Source organism: Streptococcus sp. (genome assembly GCF_030528045.1).
GTDB lineage: Bacteria > Bacillota > Bacilli > Lactobacillales > Streptococcaceae > Streptococcus.
The window spans coordinates 1-17,791 of record NZ_JAUMZR010000005.1 but is presented as its reverse complement, the minus strand read 5'-3'; the positions used below and the strand labels follow the sequence as shown (position 1 = coordinate 17,791).

Annotated in this window: 17 protein-coding genes; 1 reads left to right on the top strand and 16 read right to left on the bottom strand. The window is 40.5% G+C overall.

What is annotated here, in order from left to right:
* Window positions 1–7 precede the first annotated feature (7 nt).
* The 3 genes from Q4A91_RS01845 to Q4A91_RS01835 form a co-directional block, all read right to left on the bottom strand.
* The gene (locus Q4A91_RS01845; RefSeq protein ID WP_303204338.1) at window positions 8–1,102 is read right to left on the bottom strand and encodes a cystathionine gamma-synthase; all 1,095 of its coding nucleotides are present in this window, start codon (window positions 1,100–1,102) and stop codon (window positions 8–10) included.
* A gap of 145 nt (window positions 1,103–1,247) precedes the next feature.
* Window positions 1,248–3,206 (bottom strand): peptide ABC transporter substrate-binding protein, encoded by a 1,959-nt coding sequence (locus Q4A91_RS01840; protein ID WP_303204337.1) that lies wholly within the window; start codon window positions 3,204–3,206, stop codon window positions 1,248–1,250.
* A gap of 202 nt (window positions 3,207–3,408) precedes the next feature.
* A complete protein-coding gene (locus Q4A91_RS01835; protein ID WP_303204336.1) occupies window positions 3,409–5,031 on the bottom strand; it encodes a polysaccharide biosynthesis protein in 1,623 nt (540 codons plus the stop codon).
* Window positions 5,032–5,136: 105 nt separating this feature from the next.
* On the opposite strand from Q4A91_RS01835, the gene Q4A91_RS01830 reads away from it, so the two are divergent.
* A complete protein-coding gene (locus Q4A91_RS01830; protein WP_303204335.1) occupies window positions 5,137–6,582 on the top strand; it encodes a UDP-N-acetylmuramoyl-L-alanyl-D-glutamate--L-lysine ligase in 1,446 nt (481 codons plus the stop codon).
* A gap of 31 nt (window positions 6,583–6,613) precedes the next feature.
* Here the strand turns inward: Q4A91_RS01830 and Q4A91_RS01825 are convergent, their stop codons facing one another.
* From Q4A91_RS01825 to Q4A91_RS01765, 13 genes are all read right to left on the bottom strand, one after another.
* A complete protein-coding gene (locus Q4A91_RS01825; protein ID WP_000051178.1) occupies window positions 6,614–6,814 on the bottom strand; it encodes a CsbD family protein in 201 nt (66 codons plus the stop codon).
* Window positions 6,815–6,915: 101 nt separating this feature from the next.
* Complete coding sequence (locus Q4A91_RS01820) at window positions 6,916–7,566, bottom strand: DUF1803 domain-containing protein (RefSeq protein WP_198464507.1); 651 nt, start codon at window positions 7,564–7,566, stop codon at window positions 6,916–6,918.
* Window positions 7,550–8,062 carry a YiiX/YebB-like N1pC/P60 family cysteine hydrolase gene (locus Q4A91_RS01815; protein ID WP_303204334.1) on the bottom strand — a complete coding sequence of 171 codons (513 nt, stop codon included), beginning with the start codon at window positions 8,060–8,062 and terminating at the stop codon, window positions 7,550–7,552. Before Q4A91_RS01815 ends, Q4A91_RS01820 begins: the two co-directional genes overlap by 17 nt.
* Before the next feature lie 86 nt (window positions 8,063–8,148).
* Window positions 8,149–9,084: a manganese-dependent inorganic pyrophosphatase gene (locus Q4A91_RS01810; protein WP_303204333.1), complete on the bottom strand. Its 936-nt coding sequence runs from the start codon at window positions 9,082–9,084 to the stop codon at window positions 8,149–8,151.
* Window positions 9,085–9,169: 85 nt separating this feature from the next.
* The gene (locus Q4A91_RS01805) at window positions 9,170–9,454 is read right to left on the bottom strand and encodes a GIY-YIG nuclease family protein (protein ID WP_303204332.1); all 285 of its coding nucleotides are present in this window, start codon (window positions 9,452–9,454) and stop codon (window positions 9,170–9,172) included.
* Window positions 9,444–10,193 carry a tRNA1(Val) (adenine(37)-N6)-methyltransferase gene (locus Q4A91_RS01800; RefSeq protein ID WP_000657018.1) on the bottom strand — a complete coding sequence of 250 codons (750 nt, stop codon included), beginning with the start codon at window positions 10,191–10,193 and terminating at the stop codon, window positions 9,444–9,446. The genes Q4A91_RS01805 and Q4A91_RS01800 overlap by 11 nt, the downstream gene beginning before the upstream one ends.
* Before the next feature lie 53 nt (window positions 10,194–10,246).
* Window positions 10,247–10,606: a S1 RNA-binding domain-containing protein gene (locus Q4A91_RS01795; RefSeq protein WP_000689619.1), complete on the bottom strand. Its 360-nt coding sequence runs from the start codon at window positions 10,604–10,606 to the stop codon at window positions 10,247–10,249.
* Window position 10,607: 1 nt separating this feature from the next.
* The gene (locus Q4A91_RS01790) at window positions 10,608–12,008 is read right to left on the bottom strand and encodes a bifunctional Cof-type HAD-IIB family hydrolase/peptidylprolyl isomerase (RefSeq protein ID WP_303204331.1); all 1,401 of its coding nucleotides are present in this window, start codon (window positions 12,006–12,008) and stop codon (window positions 10,608–10,610) included.
* Between the two features lie 122 nt (window positions 12,009–12,130).
* Window positions 12,131–13,234, bottom strand: a complete 1,104-nt coding sequence (locus tag Q4A91_RS01785) for a glycosyl hydrolase family 8 (protein WP_303204330.1) — start codon at window positions 13,232–13,234, stop codon at window positions 12,131–12,133.
* 8 nt (window positions 13,235–13,242) lie between these two features.
* Window positions 13,243–14,553, bottom strand: coding sequence for a glycosyltransferase (locus Q4A91_RS01780; protein ID WP_303204329.1), 1,311 nt, complete (start codon window positions 14,551–14,553; stop codon window positions 13,243–13,245).
* Window positions 14,554–14,695: 142 nt separating this feature from the next.
* Complete coding sequence (locus Q4A91_RS01775; protein WP_303204328.1) at window positions 14,696–15,475, bottom strand: hypothetical protein; 780 nt, start codon at window positions 15,473–15,475, stop codon at window positions 14,696–14,698.
* Between the two features lie 6 nt (window positions 15,476–15,481).
* Window positions 15,482–16,630 (bottom strand): non-hydrolyzing UDP-N-acetylglucosamine 2-epimerase, encoded by a 1,149-nt coding sequence (gene wecB, locus Q4A91_RS01770; protein WP_303204327.1) that lies wholly within the window; start codon window positions 16,628–16,630, stop codon window positions 15,482–15,484.
* A gap of 437 nt (window positions 16,631–17,067) precedes the next feature.
* The gene (locus tag Q4A91_RS01765; RefSeq protein ID WP_303204326.1) at window positions 17,068–17,577 is read right to left on the bottom strand and encodes a GNAT family N-acetyltransferase; all 510 of its coding nucleotides are present in this window, start codon (window positions 17,575–17,577) and stop codon (window positions 17,068–17,070) included.
* Window positions 17,578–17,791 lie beyond the last annotated feature (214 nt).

Here is a 17,791-nt window from a genome sequence, read left to right as displayed (position 1 = left end):
ATCTATCTTATCCTTCCAAAGCTTGGCGCAAGTCCGCAATCAAATCTCTAGCATCTTCAATCCCGATTGACAAGCGCAAGAGGTCATCTGTTAAGCCATAGGAATGGCGCACTTCTGCTGGAATATCCGCATGAGTCTGAGTTGTCGGATAGGTGATCAGACTCTCTACCCCACCCAAACTTTCCGCAAAAGAGAAGACCTTCAAGCTATTTAAAATATGAGGAATACGTTTTTCATCCACTACTTTAAAGGAAATCATCCCCCCACGTCCTGTATAGAGCACTTCCTTGACAGCAGGTGAATCCTTCAAAAAAGCAACCACTTCTTGGGCATTAGCTGTAGAACGCTCCATACGAAGAGGCAGAGTTTTAAGACCACGAATCAACTGATAACTATCAAACGGTGATAAGACCGCACCAGTCGTATTTAGATTGTAGAACAGTTGCTCATATAGTTCTAAACTATTAGTCACAACTACCCCAGCCAAGACATCATTGTGCCCTGCTAGATACTTGGTGGCTGAATGAAGAACGATATCCGCACCATCTTCTATCGGACGTTGGTAAATCGGACTGTAGAAGGTATTGTCCACCACTACCTTGGCACCCTTGGCATGGGCTAGTTTGGATAGTTTGGCAATATCAAATTCCAACATCAAGGGATTGGTTGGCGTTTCAATATAGAGAACATCCACATCTTTCTCTAACTCAGCAATCAACTCTTCTTCTGTATTGGCATAGGTAAAATGGAAACGGCCTTCTTGCTCCACTTGATTGAACCAACGGAAAGAACCCCCATACAGATCGCGTACAGCCAAGACTTTACTTCCTACTGGAAAAACACTAAAAGCCAGTACAATCGCAGCCATTCCTGAGCTTGTCGCTAGGGCATAATCTGCTGATTCGATTGCCGCCAAGACCTCCTCCGCCTTACTGCGAGTTGGATTTTTAGTACGGGTATAGTCAAATCCAGTAGACTGGCCAAACTCTGGATGCTGATAAGTGGTTGAAAAATGAAGCGGCGTTACTAAGGCACCTGTCGCCTTATCTGACTTGATCCCAGCCTGGGCCAAAATTGTGTTGATGTGTAGTTCTTTGCTCATACAATACCTCCAAATCTATAGTAACTATTGTACCACTTATTTTCACTAACTTATTTTCTTGTTTTCAAGAGCTAGTTATAGTTTCAAACTATATAAAAACGATAGTTCCTTTAGAAACTATCGTTTTTCCTGTTGAATAGACTGGTTATTTAACGTGTTTTGCCAGTTCTTCTTGGGCTTTTTTATTTGATTCTTCTTTTTCTTTCTGCCATTTTTCTTTAGCTTTTTCATACTCATCAGTCGTTACAGTCTTATCTTGCAACTTGAGGTATTTGTATGATTCGACACCCTTATTTCCAGCTTGTGAGAATGGCGCTGAGAATGGAACTGTCTTTCTCAAGCCAGGTGTTCCACCTTGGGAAACGTTTGGAATTGCAAGGGCGCTATCAACGAGCCAGGCTTGAACTTCAGCATATTTTTCATAACGTTTTGCTGGTTCTTGCTCCTTGTTCGCTTCTTCTAACATTTGAGTGTAAGTATCCAGACCAACTGCCTTAGCCTTGTCATTGACCTCACCTGGTTCTAGACCAAGGTTTTGCAACATACCACCGTTATTGACATTTAAGATATCAAGATAGCTTGATGGATCCAAGTAGTCAGCACTCCAACCGCCATTATAGATATCAAAGTCTTTTTGAGCTGCGGTTTGAGCGAGGTAGCTAGAATTATCGTGGTCATCTGTTGATAACTGTTGGATATCGATAACCACATTCTCAGCTCCCAGAACAGATTCGATGGATTGTTTCAAAGAACTTGCTTCAAGTACACCTTTTTTAGCTGATTGGTCAACTGATACGTCCAAGTGGATTGGGAATTGCACACCTTTAGCTTCCAATTCTTTCTTAGCTTCTGCAAATTTAGCCTTAGCCTTGTCAGGATTGTAGTATGGATCTTGCGCATCTGCAAAGTTGATTCCTTGCCATTCTTGGTCATAGTTGACCATCTTTTCTGAAACAACATCGCCAAAGTCTTTTCCGTTGATACTTACAAATGTTGGAGGTACAACCAAGTTACGAATAATCTTTGTTGCTCCTTCTTCCCCTTGAGATTGTGCTCCATAGGCTGTACGGTTATAAGCATAGTTGAAGGCTTGACGGAAGTTTTTATTCAGAACTGCTTCTTGGGTAGATTTCTTTTCGATATCTGAGGATTTAGACGTGAAGTTATAAGATTTTCTGTCCAAGTTGAAGTTCAAGTAATAAGAAGTTGCATTTTGCATACTATAGATGATGTTATCCTTGTTCTTCTCTTTAATGCCTTCAAAGCTTGAGCTATTTGGGTAGAGAAGCGCGTAGCTATAGACTCCTTCTACAAAGTTACGAGCTAGGGCATCTTGGTCACTACCGTCATAGTAAGTCAATTTCACATCGTCCACAAAGACATTTTTAGCATCCCAGTAATTTGGATTTTTCTTGTATTCGATAACAGATTTTGAAACAAAAGATTTCATCAAGAAAGGTCCACTGTACAAAATGCTAGAAGGATCTACCTTACCAAAATCATCCCCTTTTGATTTTAGGAAGTCTGCATTGACAGGGAAGAGAATGGTTGAAGTTGTTTTAGAATTCCAATAAGGTTCTGGACGTGTCAAAGTATACTGAACTGTTTGGTCGTCAATCGCCTTAACACCGACAGTTGAAAAGTCACTTGTTTTCCCGTTGATATAGTCATCCAAACCTGCTACAGAGTCTTGAACAAGGTACAAGGCTTCGGATTTTTTATCAGCAGCATATTTCAAACCTGTCACAAAGTCTTGGGCCGTTACAGGGGCGTATTCTTCCCCCTCATAAGTATACCATTTTGCATCCTTACGCAATTTGTAAGTATAGGTCAAACCGTCCTGAGAAACAGTCCAATCCTCTGCCAATGATGGAACATAGTTACCATATTGGTCATTTTCCATCAACCCATCCACCAAATTGGTCACGATGTCATTGGTTGTTGCACGATTTTCTGCAAGATAGTTCAAACTAGATGGATCGCTCGAATAAACATAGTTATATGTTTTAGAAGCGCTACTTGAATTTCCACATGCGCTCAGTAGAATACCAGCGCTTAACACGACACTTGCAAGTGTCAGATACTTGGCCTTAGACTTTTTCATTTCCAGAACCTCCTGTTTAAAAGTTTTGTCTTATTATACAGCTTTGGTTTTATTTAGTCAAGTGATTTCTGAAGAAAAACTTAAAAAAGCATATTTTTTGCTCTTGATTTTAGAAAACGTTCTCTTTTTTTAAGAAAAATGTAGTATAAAAACCTTTCTGTTAAAGAAAGGTTAAATTCATTACTTTTATTTATAAATCTTTTTATGATATTTTCAATCGTGTACGTAGTCGGTCTGCTTGAGCTTTGCCGATTATCTTGTCCAAGAGTCGTGTCAGTAGGCTCATCAAACCATAAAGACCTCCTCCAATCCCTCCGATGAGAGCCACATAAAGGAAACTCCAGAAACGCCCACTTGGTTGGAAGACAAAACCGAGTAGCCACTGCAAGAAGCCAACTAGGATAAACATGACAAGGGTCAAGATGGTAATCAAAATGGTTCTCTTCAAGATTATCTTTCGACGAGCACCCGTTACCTGGCAGATGTCACGGTACATCAAGACATTCGGAATAATCAAGCCGATAGTCGTTGAAATCAAGGGACCGTAGCTGTGGAAAATAGCTATGGTTGGCAATTGCAAGACAATCTTAGCAATGGAACCATAGACAAAGTAAAGAACTGCCTTGCGGTTTCGGAACATGGCCTGAAGCATAGGAGACAAGACCATATACAAGCCTAGGATAGTAGACTGCAAAACTGCAAAGACAAATAAACCCATGGCCAGACTATCTGGCTTACCGTAAAAGACTGTATAAAGAGGCTCCCCTACCATGACCACTCCAACCGTTGCCGGCAGTAAAAATAAGAAGAGCATGGTGAGGCTATCTTGGACTAGGCGAGCCGCCGCCTGCAAGTCACCTTTTACATAGTTTTCCGTCAAAAGCGGCAAGCCGACACTCCCGATTGAAACTCCCACAGAGATTAAAATCATAGTAATTTTATTAGGATTGGCAGAGAAATAAGAAAACATGACAACCAAGTCTTCATTGCTGTAGTTAGTAAACCACTTCATACTATTGATAAAGGTCATCTGGTCTAAGATTTGGAAGAGTTGAATGGCTGATCCTGTCAGGATAAAGGGAATGGCTTCCTTGATGGTATCGACTAAGAGTCGCTTACTATTGATCCTATCCCGTGTTTCAAAAACTCTTTTAAGCAAACCTTCTTGGGCAAGGAAATAAATCAAGACTGCAAAACTTGCCACCATCCCCACAAAGGCCGCAAAGGTCGATTGGGTAACAGCTGATAAGTAGTCACCAGAACCCATCTTCATAATGAAGAAGGTTGCCATCAACATCCAGATAACACGAATTACCTGCTCGGCGATTTGACTCATAGCATAGGGTTTCAGGTTATTCATCCCTTGGAAGAATCCTCGGATGACACTCATAGATGGGAAAATCAAGACTGCCCAAGCCAAGCTCTGCATGATGGGAATCAGGTCTTTCCCCACACCTGACAAATCTGCTAACCAGGGAGAAAAGAGATACAAGACCAAAGCAAAGACTAAGCCCAAGCCTGTCATAAAGCTTAGGAAACTTCGAATCAAGGCAAAGCTATGCTCTTCTTCTCGCATGGTATTGTACTTAGCTACTTGTTTGGCGACCGCAACTGGGATACCCGCTGTCGAAATCAGCAAGAACCAGGCGTAAATATTGTAGCCCATGGTAAAGAGTCCATTTGCCTTAGCAGCATAGGTCCCCATCCAGATATACCAGGGAATAATGTAGATAGCACCAAGGAGGCGACTAATAAAGTTACTAGCTGTTAGCCAAGCAGTCCCTCGCAACATCTGGGCTTGCTGGTGATTGTTTTCGTTAGACATAGCTTCCTCATTCAATTTTGATAACTAGGAAAAGTTCCTTATCTTCCATTATAAACTTTTCCTTGTTACTTGTAAAATTCGGGCTTGAAGTTTATAATAGAAAGTATGATTAAGATTGAAACCGTATTAGATATTTTAAAGAAAGATGGCCTTTTTCGCGAGATTGTTGACCAAGGACATTACCACTACAACTACAGTGAAGTTGTTTTTGACAGCATCAGTTACGACGGCCGAAAAGTAAAAGAAGGGACTCTTTTTTTTGCCAAAGGTGCTGCCTTTAAAAAAGAATACCTCCTATCCGCTATAAGTCAGGGTTTAGCCTGGTACGTTGCCGAAAAGGACTACGAAGTCGGTATCCCCGTCATCATTGTGAACGATATCAAAAAAGCCATGAGTTTGATTGCTATGGAATTTTACGGTAATCCACAAGAAAAACTTAAAATTCTCGCTTTTACAGGGACAAAAGGAAAGACAACAGCTGCTTACTTTGCTTACCACATCCTATCTCAACGCTACCCAACAGCTCTCTTGTCAACTATGAACACAACTCTGGATGGCGAGACCTTCTTTAAATCTTCCTTCTCAACACCTGAAAATATCGATCTTTTCGACATGATGGATCAGGCTGTTAAGAATGGAAGAACCCATCTTGTAATGGAAGTCTCTAGCCAAGCCTATCTTGTTCATCGAGTCTATGGCCTGACCTTTGATGTAGGTGTCTTTCTTAACATCACTCCTGACCATATCGGTCCGATTGAGCATCCTAGCTTTGAAGACTACTTCTACCACAAACGTCTCTTGATGAAAAATAGCCGAGCAGTTGTCATTAATAGCGACATGGACCACTTTTCTGTATTGAAAGAACAAGTGGAAGATCAAGAACATGACTTCTATGGTAGCCAGTCAAGTAACCAAATCGAGAACTCCAAAGCCTTTAGCTTTTCAGCTACAGGTAAACTCGCTGGTGATTATGATATCCAACTCATCGGCCACTTTAACCAAGAAAATGCTGTTGCTGCAGGACTTGCCTGCCTTCGTCTCGGAGCCAGTCTTGAAGATATCAAAAAAGGAATCGCTGCAACCCGTGTTCCTGGACGTATGGAAGTTCTCACTCGGAAAAATGGAGCCAAGGTCTTCATCGACTATGCCCACAATGGTGATAGTCTGAAAAAACTGATCTCTGTTGTTGAAACTCATCAAACTGGAAAGATTGCTCTGGTTCTCGGTTCGACTGGAAACAAGGGTGAAAGCCGTCGCAAAGACTTTGGACTCCTTCTCAATCAACATCCTGAGATTCAAGTCTTTCTGACTGCTGATGACCCCAACTATGAAGATCCAATGACCATTGCTGAAGAAATCAGCAGCTATATCAGTCATCCTGTTGAAAAGATTGCCGATCGTGAACAAGCCATCAAGGCAGCGATGGCCATCACAAATCAAGAACTCGATGCCGTGATTATTGCTGGTAAGGGAGCTGATTGCTACCAGATCGTCCAAGGAAAGAAAGAAGACTATCCCGGAGACGCAGCTATCGCAGAACGTTATCTATAAAAAAATCAAGGGAATGTTTCCCTTGATTTTTTTAGTCTTCTTTCTTAAATGAATTTTTAAGACCTTCAACGGCACCTTCTACAGCGCCTTTAGCATCTTCAACTACTTCTTTTGCTTTGGCAACTGTTTTTTCTACAGCGCCTTCTGCTTCTGTCTTGCTATCACCAGTAACTTTACCAAATCCTTCTTTGATAGCACCAGTTGCTTGATCCAATTTATTTTCAAGTGACATAGTTCTGTCTCCTTTGCTTTTAATACGATAAACGTTGTCGCTTACATTCAGTTTATGCTTATTCTTTAGTAAAGTCAAACAATCTGCTCAAAATGAAGCAATTAAGGTAAATAGAAAGTCAACCGTTCCTTGTCGAAATCAACAGCCAACTCATACTTCCCTTCTTCGTTTTGCACAACATAGCCCAAGACGACTAGACTCTCAACGAAGATATCACGACGTTTCTGTATCAGTTGGTCTTTTTTGAGAAACTTCAGTAAAAAGGTCGTCATATACTTGAGGGCATACTCAGGATTGACATCTCCCAAAATGGCATAGAGTTCCTGCTGTTTTTCTGTCAAAGGATATTGGTGCTTGACCTTGTAGAAATAGTTGGATAAGGTCATCTTTTCTCTTGCAAAGTCAGACTTTTCAACTAAGATAGCTGCATTGGTTTGATTGCACAATTCTGTCTCAAAACTCTTCTCCAACAAGGCTTGATAAACTGGACTATCCTCTCTGACAAAAATTTCTTGGTCAAGGGATAGATTACCTATCGATTCTAGAAAAGGGAGATTAAGGGAATATCGTTTGTTTTCCCTTCGGATCAAACCGGCCTTAATATACTCTTCCATGAGTTTATCAACTGCTACATCTAGAAACTGAGCCTTGATTTCTCGGAGAATCACATCGTCATGCTGGTCCAGATAGTCCACCAAATCTATAAAAAATGGCTGTCGAGTCAAACGAGATGGGTTAAAAATCTGAATCATGAAGATTCCTTTCTTTACATTCTAAAAGAGGAGATGCTGCTAGTTGACTAGGATTGGTCCCTGGCTGATTCAGAGGCACAGGAAATTTGAGTTTCCTGTAATATTCCCTCCAAAAATCACTAATCTCCTGCTCCCCATCACCAAATTTCATGGGAATAGTTTCAAAAATCGGTAGGATTTCAGCGATATACTGGGAGCAATAAAAGCCAGACCCATCTGGATAAAAAGAGGCATTATAGGGTGCACCCAAATGTTTGCTAGCTCTCTCCTTTACCAAGTCAACTTCCATCTCTGGATAGACATAAAGGTCGTAGAGATGAGTCTGTTCAAAAAAATCACCTGGTTCTTGACAAATGACCCCTGCTTGCCCACTAGCATGGTAGATGAAACCGTCCAAAAAGATGGCTACATGACTATAGTTCTCAGTAGAAACCTGGATGACCTGCCCCATATCTGAAAGGTCCTTCACAAAAATCAAATCACCATTTTCTAACATCTTTCTCTCCTAGAAAAAAAGGAGCCGAAACCCCTTTAACTATATGGAAAACAAGTGTTTCCACGTTTCGATTATCACTCAGGTTATTACCCATTAAAGCTTTCAGTCAACTGAGGCACCACTTGTTTCTTACGTGAAACAGCACCTGGAAGGAATGCGTGGTTGTTTTCAAGTTTGAAGTTAAAAGCTGCTTCCACCTTGTCCATGTTTGATCCAAGAGCCAAAATTTCTGAGTTTGAGTTGACGATGTCTGTAATCATCAAGACAAAGTCTGAGTAGCCGTTTGCTGCATTAGCCGCTTGCAATGCATCTTCAATTTCTGCTTGGCGTTCCAAGACTTCAGCAATATCAACTGTATTGACTTGGGCAACACGAACCTTATTTCCGTTGAGTTCAAAAGTCTTAGCATCGATATCAATCAATTCTTCAGCAGATTTACTAGCCAAGTTTGTGCCAGCTTTCAGCATAGCAAGACCGTACTCTTCTAAGTTGACACCAGCCAATTCAGCCAATTCAGGCGCAATGACTTTATCAGATGGGTGAGTTGTTGGTGATTTCAAAAGAAGAGTATCTGAAATCAAACCTGAAAGCATCAAACCTGCGATTTCTTTAGGAACTGCTACACCATGTTCTTTGAACATGCGGTAAACAATAGAAGACGCCGATCCAACTGGTTCCAAGCGCATGTAAAGTGGGCTTGCAGTTTCAAAATTAGCCACACGGTGGTGGTCCACAACACCGTAAACTTCTACTTCAGCGATATCTGACACTGACTGTTGGAATTCATTGTGGTCAGTCAAGATGACTTGTTCTGCACCCTCTGCTTTAGCAGATGTGATGACGCGTGGTGCTTCTACACCAAAATAGTTCAAAACAAAAGCTGTTTCTTCATTAGGAGTTCCAAGTGCTACTGCTTCTGTGTCCAATCCATAAGCCTCTTTTGCAAGGTAAGCAAAGGCTACAGATGACCCGATGGCATCTGAGTCTGGATTTTGGTGACCAAATACTAGAATCTTAGACATGATAATACCTCTTTAAATTTATTCATCTTATTGTAGCACTTTTTTCCTCTTTTGACAAAAGTAAGAGGAGCCAAAGGACTCCTCGTTAGACATCAATATTGTTGATTAGATTTTTCTCTTGATTTTCGGATAAAAATCGTTCTTTCTGTAGACGTTTCTTGCGTTTGAGGAGAGCTTCGGCAGACATGGCTTCTTCCTTACTGGCAAAACCCTCTACATAGATGAGTTTGACTGGCAAGCGAGCTCGGGTATACTTGGCTCCCTTACCACTATTATGAACGGCAAGGCGCCTCTTCACATCCGTTGTATAGCCCGTATAGTAAGAACCGTCGTGACACTCCACCACATACATATAGGCTTTATGATCCATAGTAAATCTCTTGAATTTCTGGTGTATAAGAACCATCATCATTGTGAACGATGAGTGGTGGCAAGACCTTAAAGCCACTGGTCGATCCATCCTTGATAGCTTCGATTAAGAGCATATTGGCCTCCTTCTCACGTTTAGGATAGACAAATTGCAGGCGCTTGGGTGCCAAATTATGGCGTTGAAGCATGTCTAAGATATCCAAGAGCCGATCTGGACGATGAACCATGGCCAAACGGCCATTAGACTTGAGAATACTCTGAGCACTACGGCAAATTTCTTTCAGGTTAGTCGTAATTTCGTGTCTGGCCAGAAGGTAATGTTCACTCTCGTTCAGATTGGAATGCGGATCCACCTTAAAATAAGGCGGATTGCACAAAATCATATCCACCTTACTTCCTTGGATATGAGCAGGCATATTTTTCAAATCATCACAGATGACCTGCATCTGCTCTTCCAAGCCATTCAACTGAACCGAACGCTCTGCCATATCCGCCAAGCGCTCCTGAATCTCTACAGATATTATCCGCGCCTGAGTACGTGAACTAGCAAAGAGTCCCACTGCACCATTTCCAGCACAAAAGTCCACAATTAACCCCCGTTTAGGGAAGCGAGGAAAGCGTGATAAAAGAACACTATCCACCGAATAGCTAAACACCTCTCTATTTTGGATGATCTTGATATCTGTCGAAAAGAGCTGATTGATTCGCTCTCCTGGTTTTAATAATTGTTCTTCTTTCATACTTTCATTATAACAAATTATGTTAATATTACAAATGATTTAGATAATCGTATTTATGGCTTCTTCTTTAAATGCTCTAATGCCTCACGCGTCCAAACAGGCATCATTCGTCCAAGTGGTGCAAAACCGTGCTTGATCCGATCATTTGAAAAACGTCTCCGTCTTGGTAATTGATGCTTTTCCTCTTCCAAGGTACGTATGGAAAGACTGGCCTTTCCAGTGTATTCGTCAAAATCCACCACCTGTACTTGAACTTCATCACCAATTTTTAAAATGTCATAAATATTCTCAATAAATCCCGTCCGAATCTCCGAGATGTGAATCAGCCCTGTCACCCCTGTCTCTAACTCAACAAAGGCACCATAGGGCTGAATTCCTGTAATACGCCCAGTTAGCTTATCACCAATTTTCATTCTAGTCCTCAATTTCAATCGTTTCAATTACTACATCTTCAACTGGCTTGTCCATTGCACCAGTCTCAACAGCTGCAATGGCATCCAAGACCGCAAACGATTCTGCGTCTACCAATTGCCCAAAAACAGTGTGACGACGATCAAGGTGAGGAGTTCCACCTTGTTCTGCATAAATCTCAGCGATTGGTTCAGGCCAGCCACCACGCGCAATCTCTTTCTTAGAGTATGGCAAGTGTTGGTTTTGCACGATAAAGAACTGGCTGCCATTGGTATTTGGACCAGCATTGGCCATAGAAAGAGCCCCACGAACATTATAAAGTTCTTCTGAAAATTCATCTTCAAAAGAGTCACCGTAGATTGACTCTCCCCCCATACCAGTACCAGTTGGATCTCCACCTTGGATCATAAAGTCCTTGATAATTCGGTGGAAAATCACACCATCATAGTAACCGTCTTTTGACAGAGTAACAAAGTTGGCTACTGTTTTAGGAGCATGTTCAGGGAAGAGCTTGATACGCAAGTCTCCGTGATTTGTCTTAATGGTCGCAAGAGGACCTTCTACTGTTTCAATTTCTACTTGTGGGAAATGCAATTCTTTTTCTACCATACCAAATCCTTCTAAGGCATCAAAAATGCCATCTTCTTCTACTGTTTTTGTAATATAATCTGCTTTTTCTTTGATCTTTTCGTGGGAAACACCCATAGCAATACTGATTCCAGCATAATCAAAGAGTTCCAAATCATTGAGACCATCCCCAAAGACCATAACATTCTCTGGTTTCAAGCCTAAGTGCTCCACCACCTTGGCTACACCAGTTGCTTTGGATCCTGAAATCGGCACGATATCAGATGAATGTTCATGCCAACGCACCATGCGAAGTTTATCCGATAAAGACCCTGGTAGGTGCAAGTCATCCCCTTTATCCTCAAAGGTCCACATCTGGTATATTTCTGCTTTTTCATGAAAGTCAGGATCCACATCTAAGTTTGGATAAATCGGGTCAATAGCCTCACTGATTAGTTCTGTTCGAGTAGAAAGTTTGGCGTCATGACTACCAACCAAGCCGTACTCAATTTCCTCTTCCTTTGTCCAAGAGATATACTCCTCAACATCTGACTTGTCAATCTGATGCTGATAAATGACCTGGCCTTTCTTATCTTCTATATAAGCCCCATTCAGAGTTACAAAAAAGTCTGGCTTGAGCTCACGAATCTCTGGAACAACACCGAGAATACCACGCCCAGAGGCGATCCCTGTTAAAATTCCTTTTTCACGCAACTGTTTAAAGACAGTGGGAATTGTAGCTGGAATAAAACCTGTCTTTGACGTACGCAAGGTATCATCAATATCAAAAAAGACGATTTTAATCTTCTTTGCCTTGTATTTTAATTTCGCATCCATCTCTCTACCTCTTTTCCATCACTCCTTCCATTATACCATAAAGTTGATGAAATTCCTTTTTTGAAAAAAGATGAAAATCCTATCAAAAAGAGAGCCAGAAAAACTAGCCCTCTCTTTTCATCCTAGAACATCTCTAGAGCAATCATGGTAATCATCGTTGCATCATAGTAGTTGTCCAAAGGTAAATCTTGTGTGAAAATGTATTTATTTTGCTGAAGAAGTTTCAGATAACCTTCTCCCTTGTCAGATGCATAGGTAATCGGTGCCAAGAAACTACCTGCCTGGTATTGATTGAGGGCCGTTCCGTTCAAGTCATAACCAGCATAAATGCGTTGCTCTTTCATAAAGAAATCCATCATCTTTTGAACGAGTTTTTGGCTTCTTTCATCCTGGCTCTGTGACAAGTGATAAGGCAAACGACAAGCATTATAAGAATAAGCCCCATCGTATTGAGATTCGATAGTGTTGGCATCAACAAGACGTGCCTCAGACTTCTCAGCCCAGATAAAGTCTGGCAAGAGACCCGTATCAGAATGAGAACTGATTTGCTCCAATTGCCCAAGCATCTTATCCTTAACATCTAACCACTGTTTATTTCCAGTCAGGTCATAGAAAGATTGGAAATAGTGAGGAAGAGTATCAGACGTCCGCATCAAGTAATAATAATCGGAATCCTTGTTTGCCCAGTTCCCTACTGTTAGGACACCTGTCTCTTCATTATAATTGTATTTAAGGATATCATCCAATATTTTTTTAGCTTGCGCTTGGCATTCCTGTGCTTTATCTGGCCACTGTTTGGCAGCTTCAATCAAAGAATAAGCGATGTAGAGATCACCATCGGTTGCGTTTTGCTTCTCAATCGTTTCGCTACCATTTGTGATCACTTGCTTCCAAGACATCAACTGCGTTCCCTCAATACGATGATTTTGATAATAGCGATAAAGACTCTCAAAATCTGCTTGACTTGCTTGCCCTTTTTGGGCTGCTAAAACCGTTATGAGCATGCCGTAACTCTGGGCCTCTGATAGAACCGTCGTTTCCTCAGAATCATTCGTCGTACGAACATAAGACTGATCGCCTTTTGTGACAAGAAACTGCTGGCTCCATTGGCTGTAAATTCGATTACGCATCTCGATTTTAGTCCTTCCTCTCGCTAAAAACAAAGCTAAACAAAAGATAGAAAGGATGAGCACAAACCAGACATATTTTAATTTATTCGTTTTCATAGAACCTCCTATCCTGCAAATCGCTTGGTTTTAACCCACTTGGTTTCTTTTCGGCGGAGTACTTTGTCCAGCACGATCGAAGAAATGGAATCAACGGATACAACGATAAACATCTGTGCATAAGAGAAATAGGCTGCCAAGGCTAACCAGATTTGTTTTGTCGTCGCTTGTCCAAATTGACTTGCCAATGCTGTCATAATTTGCATCAGATAAAGACCAATCATGAGTATCCAGTTGAAGAGCATGAGCTGGGCGATGTGGATATTGTCCGCATCAAAAGCAAATGGAACCCTGACATCTGGGAAGAAAAGATTAAGGCAAATCGCTAGCACATTCGCTAGGAAAATCAAATCCGATAGGACAATGGCAAAGTTAAACCAAAAGAAAACACAAGAATAGTTAAAGACTTCTAGTTTAACACGCCAGTTTGCTCTGCCAAATAGATGCTTAAAGTTTGAGAGAACAACTTCGTAATTTCCTTTTGCCCAGCGTTTACGCTGCATATAGTAACTCTTTAAGGTCTCAGGTTCTTGTTGGAAAGCCTCTGAATTATAGGCAAGGGCAATCAATTTACCACTCTGCATGATTTTGAAGGAAATATCGGTATCCTCAGTTAAGGCACCATTTTTCCAACCACCGATACTCTTTACAAAGTCGGTTTGAATAATAAAGTTGGTTCCTGGGATACGCCCAATTTTAAAGAGATGCCACATCCCAACGTGGTGCACGCGCTGAGTAACAACGATCTCTTGGTTGATACAACGAGTCAAGAAATTTTGATTGGCATTTCGAGTCTTGTTGCGACCGAAAGATGCCACGTGGCGTTCTGGATCCTTCATCACTTCTTTCACAAGGAAATAAAGGGCATTTTTTTCAGGCATGGCATCCGCATCATAAACACAGATGTATTCACCTGTTGCCATCTCCAAAGCATCGTTTAGAACGCCCGCTTTTCCTCCCGTACCAGTACGATCGATAATAGTCAGATTTCTTCCTGCATATTCAGGCATGGCTTGTACTGACAAACATTCTGCATAGGTGTTATCCGAACAGTTATCCGCAAATAGAAGCAACTCCACACGGTCGTGAGGATAGTTCATATCCAAGATAGCTTTTGCCGTTTGGGCAATAACCACATCCTCATTATGAGCAGGAACAACAATGGTAACCTTAGGATAATAAGGTAGCGGCGAAGTATCTACACGAAAATCATTGTGCTTAAACCAAAAGTGTACTGCCGAAAAGAGAATTACCAAGCCCCAAGCTAGAGAAACCCAAATTGTAAGCAAGGTAAAAATCATTAACATTTGACTAATCATAATTCACCGCCTTAAAATTTTTGTTCACTCGATGGTAAAGAATATTGTATACAATAAATAGTATGATAAAACAAATGCCAAAGGCGAGACTGAGTCCCAAAGCAACGCCAAAAAATAGTTCGGTTAAAGTCATGTTTCCCTCCTAATATTCTACAATTACATCTGTCTCTAGTTGACGTTTGAGATGACTGGCGACATCCGCGTAGTCTTGGTATTTATCTTTATTATCAGAATTAATCACCAAATAGCCTGTTTGGAACTGAACTCCTTGATTGCCATCTTCTCCATGAAAAACTAAACTGCTCAGTTTCTCCTGTAAACCATTAAAGTAAAGTTCCTTCAAAGAATGTTGGCTACTACTCGATAGAACGAGAAAATTACCATCCGAAACGTAATAAAGCTTATCATTGTAACTCAATTCCTGAGCAATCACCTCTTGAATGCGACTGAGCATCTGGTTATGTTCTTTCGGTTTAATCTGGAAGAACAAATCTTCATGTGCCCAATGAATCAATAAGGACTGTACCGTCACATCACTTTGTTCAGTGACCATAACTTGGTAATCTGCTCGAGCTGCGTCCTCCTGTTCTTGGACCTTTGAGGCCACCTTGAAGAAATAATAACGAACCTTAAGTAGAATCCCAATCAAAAGTGGAAAACCGATCAATAAGAAGATCAGTTGAATGATTGGGATATAAACCACACCCGCAACCAAAACGATAAGTCCAAAACCAAATGCTAAGATAAGGGTCCAAGTAAGCAAAAGGTCAGATAATACCAACACGGCAAACAAGGCTAAAGCCAAAAACAAGATTTGTTCTAAAATGATTGCTCGAGCATACAAAAAACAAAGCACCAAAAGAATGACCTCACAAGCAAGCAAAGCCATAAGCCAGTTTTTAAATTGACTCCAATTTTTCATTTTATCTTATTTCCCCCCTTTGAATTCAGATACAGAAGTCGCTGCACCAAAGTACTGTTGAATGGATTGTACGATTCTTTCAGAGGCTCTTCCATCTCCATAAGGATTTGGTGCCTGAGACATTTGTCTATAAAGAGTTTCATCTGTTAAGAGTGCTGCCATTGCTTCTTTCACACGTACTGGATCCGTACCAACTAGCTTCAAAGTACCTGCTCTTACTCCTTCTGGACGTTCCGTCGTGTCACGAAGGACAAGGACAGGTTTGCCGAGAGAAGGCGCCTCTTCTTGAACACCTCCAGAGTCAGTCATGATAAAATAGCTTCTTGAAGCCAAATTATGAAAATCAAGTACATCTAAAGGCTCAATCAAGTGAATACGATCGTGACCACCTAAGATATCGTTTGCTGCTTCTTGAACGGCAGGGCTAAGATGAACAGGATAAACAACCTCAATTTCCTGATGAAGATCGACCATCTCACGTAAAGCTGTAAAGACATTTCTCATTGGTTGACCTTGATTCTCACGACGATGCATGGTTACCAATACAAGTTTCTTATCTGGATCCAATTGATCTAGAACTTCATGATAGTAATCCGATTGAACGGTTAGTTTCAGGGCATCAATGGCTGTATTCCCTGTAATGACAATAGCAGACTCAGGGTGATTTTCCTTGAGGAGATTTTCTTTACTCTCACTAGTTGGAGCAAAATAGAGATCCGCAAGGTTATCAGTCATCTGACGATTCATTTCTTCTGGGAAAGGAGAATACTTATCAAAGGTCCTTAGCCCGGCTTCAACGTGGCCGATACGTACCTGATTATAGAAAGCAACTAAACTTGCTGCAAAAGTTGTTGTTGTATCTCCATGAACAAGTATCATATCTGGAAGTTCTTGCTTAACAACTGGATCAAACTTTTCTAAAATTTTTCCAGTAATATCTAAGAGGGATTGATTTTTTCCCATAATATCCAGATCATAATGTGGCTCGATGCTAAAAGTTTCAAGAACTTGATCAAGCATTTGACGGTGTTGAGCTGTCACAACTGTAATCGTCTCAATGCTGTCACTATGTTTTTGCAATTCTGACACTAAAGGGGCCATTTTAATAGCTTCTGGTCGTGTTCCAAAAACAACCATCACTTTCAGTTTCTTCATTATGCTATCCTTCTACTATAATAAAATTTGACACATCAGATTAATCTTTATATCGAATTATTGCGCAAATCAATTAATTTGATTATCTTAATTATTTTACCGTCAATTAATTTATATGTCAAATTTTTTCCAAATTATATTATTGCATTTAATTTAATTTTAACAATTTGTAACCTTTTTGTAATAATATTATTTACAACCTTTAAAAAGCCTTATTTTAGGAAATTTTAAGACTCTTCAAAAGAATCCGTATTTCAAAAAAACTAAACCTTATATGTTTTTTTCGATATTTATTTTTATCTTGATATTTCAAACAATTATATTTTACCACTTTGAGGAATAAATCAAACAATTTCAAACAAAAAAATCCCTTTTTCGAATGAAAAAGGGATTTTTTTGTTTACTATATTTAAAATTTAAACCTTATAAAATCTGTCTTAAAACAAATTTTTCGACAGATACAAGACCAATTCTCCGATATCTTCACATACCGCATTCATGGCCGGTTGATGGTTCTGATACCAAACACCCGTCCCATCTGGAATATAGCCTCGTTTGATGTATAATCTCTGGGCAGGTCCATACCCTGAATGGAGCCCAACACCAAGGGTCACCTTATCCGATATGAGCCTAACTCGTTTTTCTGCTTCTTCCAGCAAGAGATTTCCAATACCTTGATTTTGAAAGGGTTCAAAGACATTAAAATCTGAGAGTTCTGGATAGATTTCTGCAAAAGGTCCCTGCTTAGCGCAGGGCAAAATTGTGATATAACCCGCTAAAGCACCCTCAACCTCTGCAACTAAGACTTCTCTCTCCCCACATTCTTGTTCAAGAAAATATCTAGCCAAAATTTCTTCTCTACCCGGCCAATCTTGGCTGATAAATCCTCGAGATAGATCTTTAATGTCAGATTCTTGCATTTTTCTAATTGAACATGTCGTCTTCATAAGTTGCTCCTTTATAGCTTTCTCCTACCATTATAGCACGATAATAAAGATTAAAAGAAAAAACCTAGTAGGACAAAAGAATCTTACTAGGTCAACAGGGAATCCTTTCTAACAAAATCCTATAAAAATCTGAAAAAGAGGTCCACTGGACCTCTTTTTTAATGGCTCTATAATATCTGTAGTGGGTAAAAACCACTATGGAAATTATGGAGCT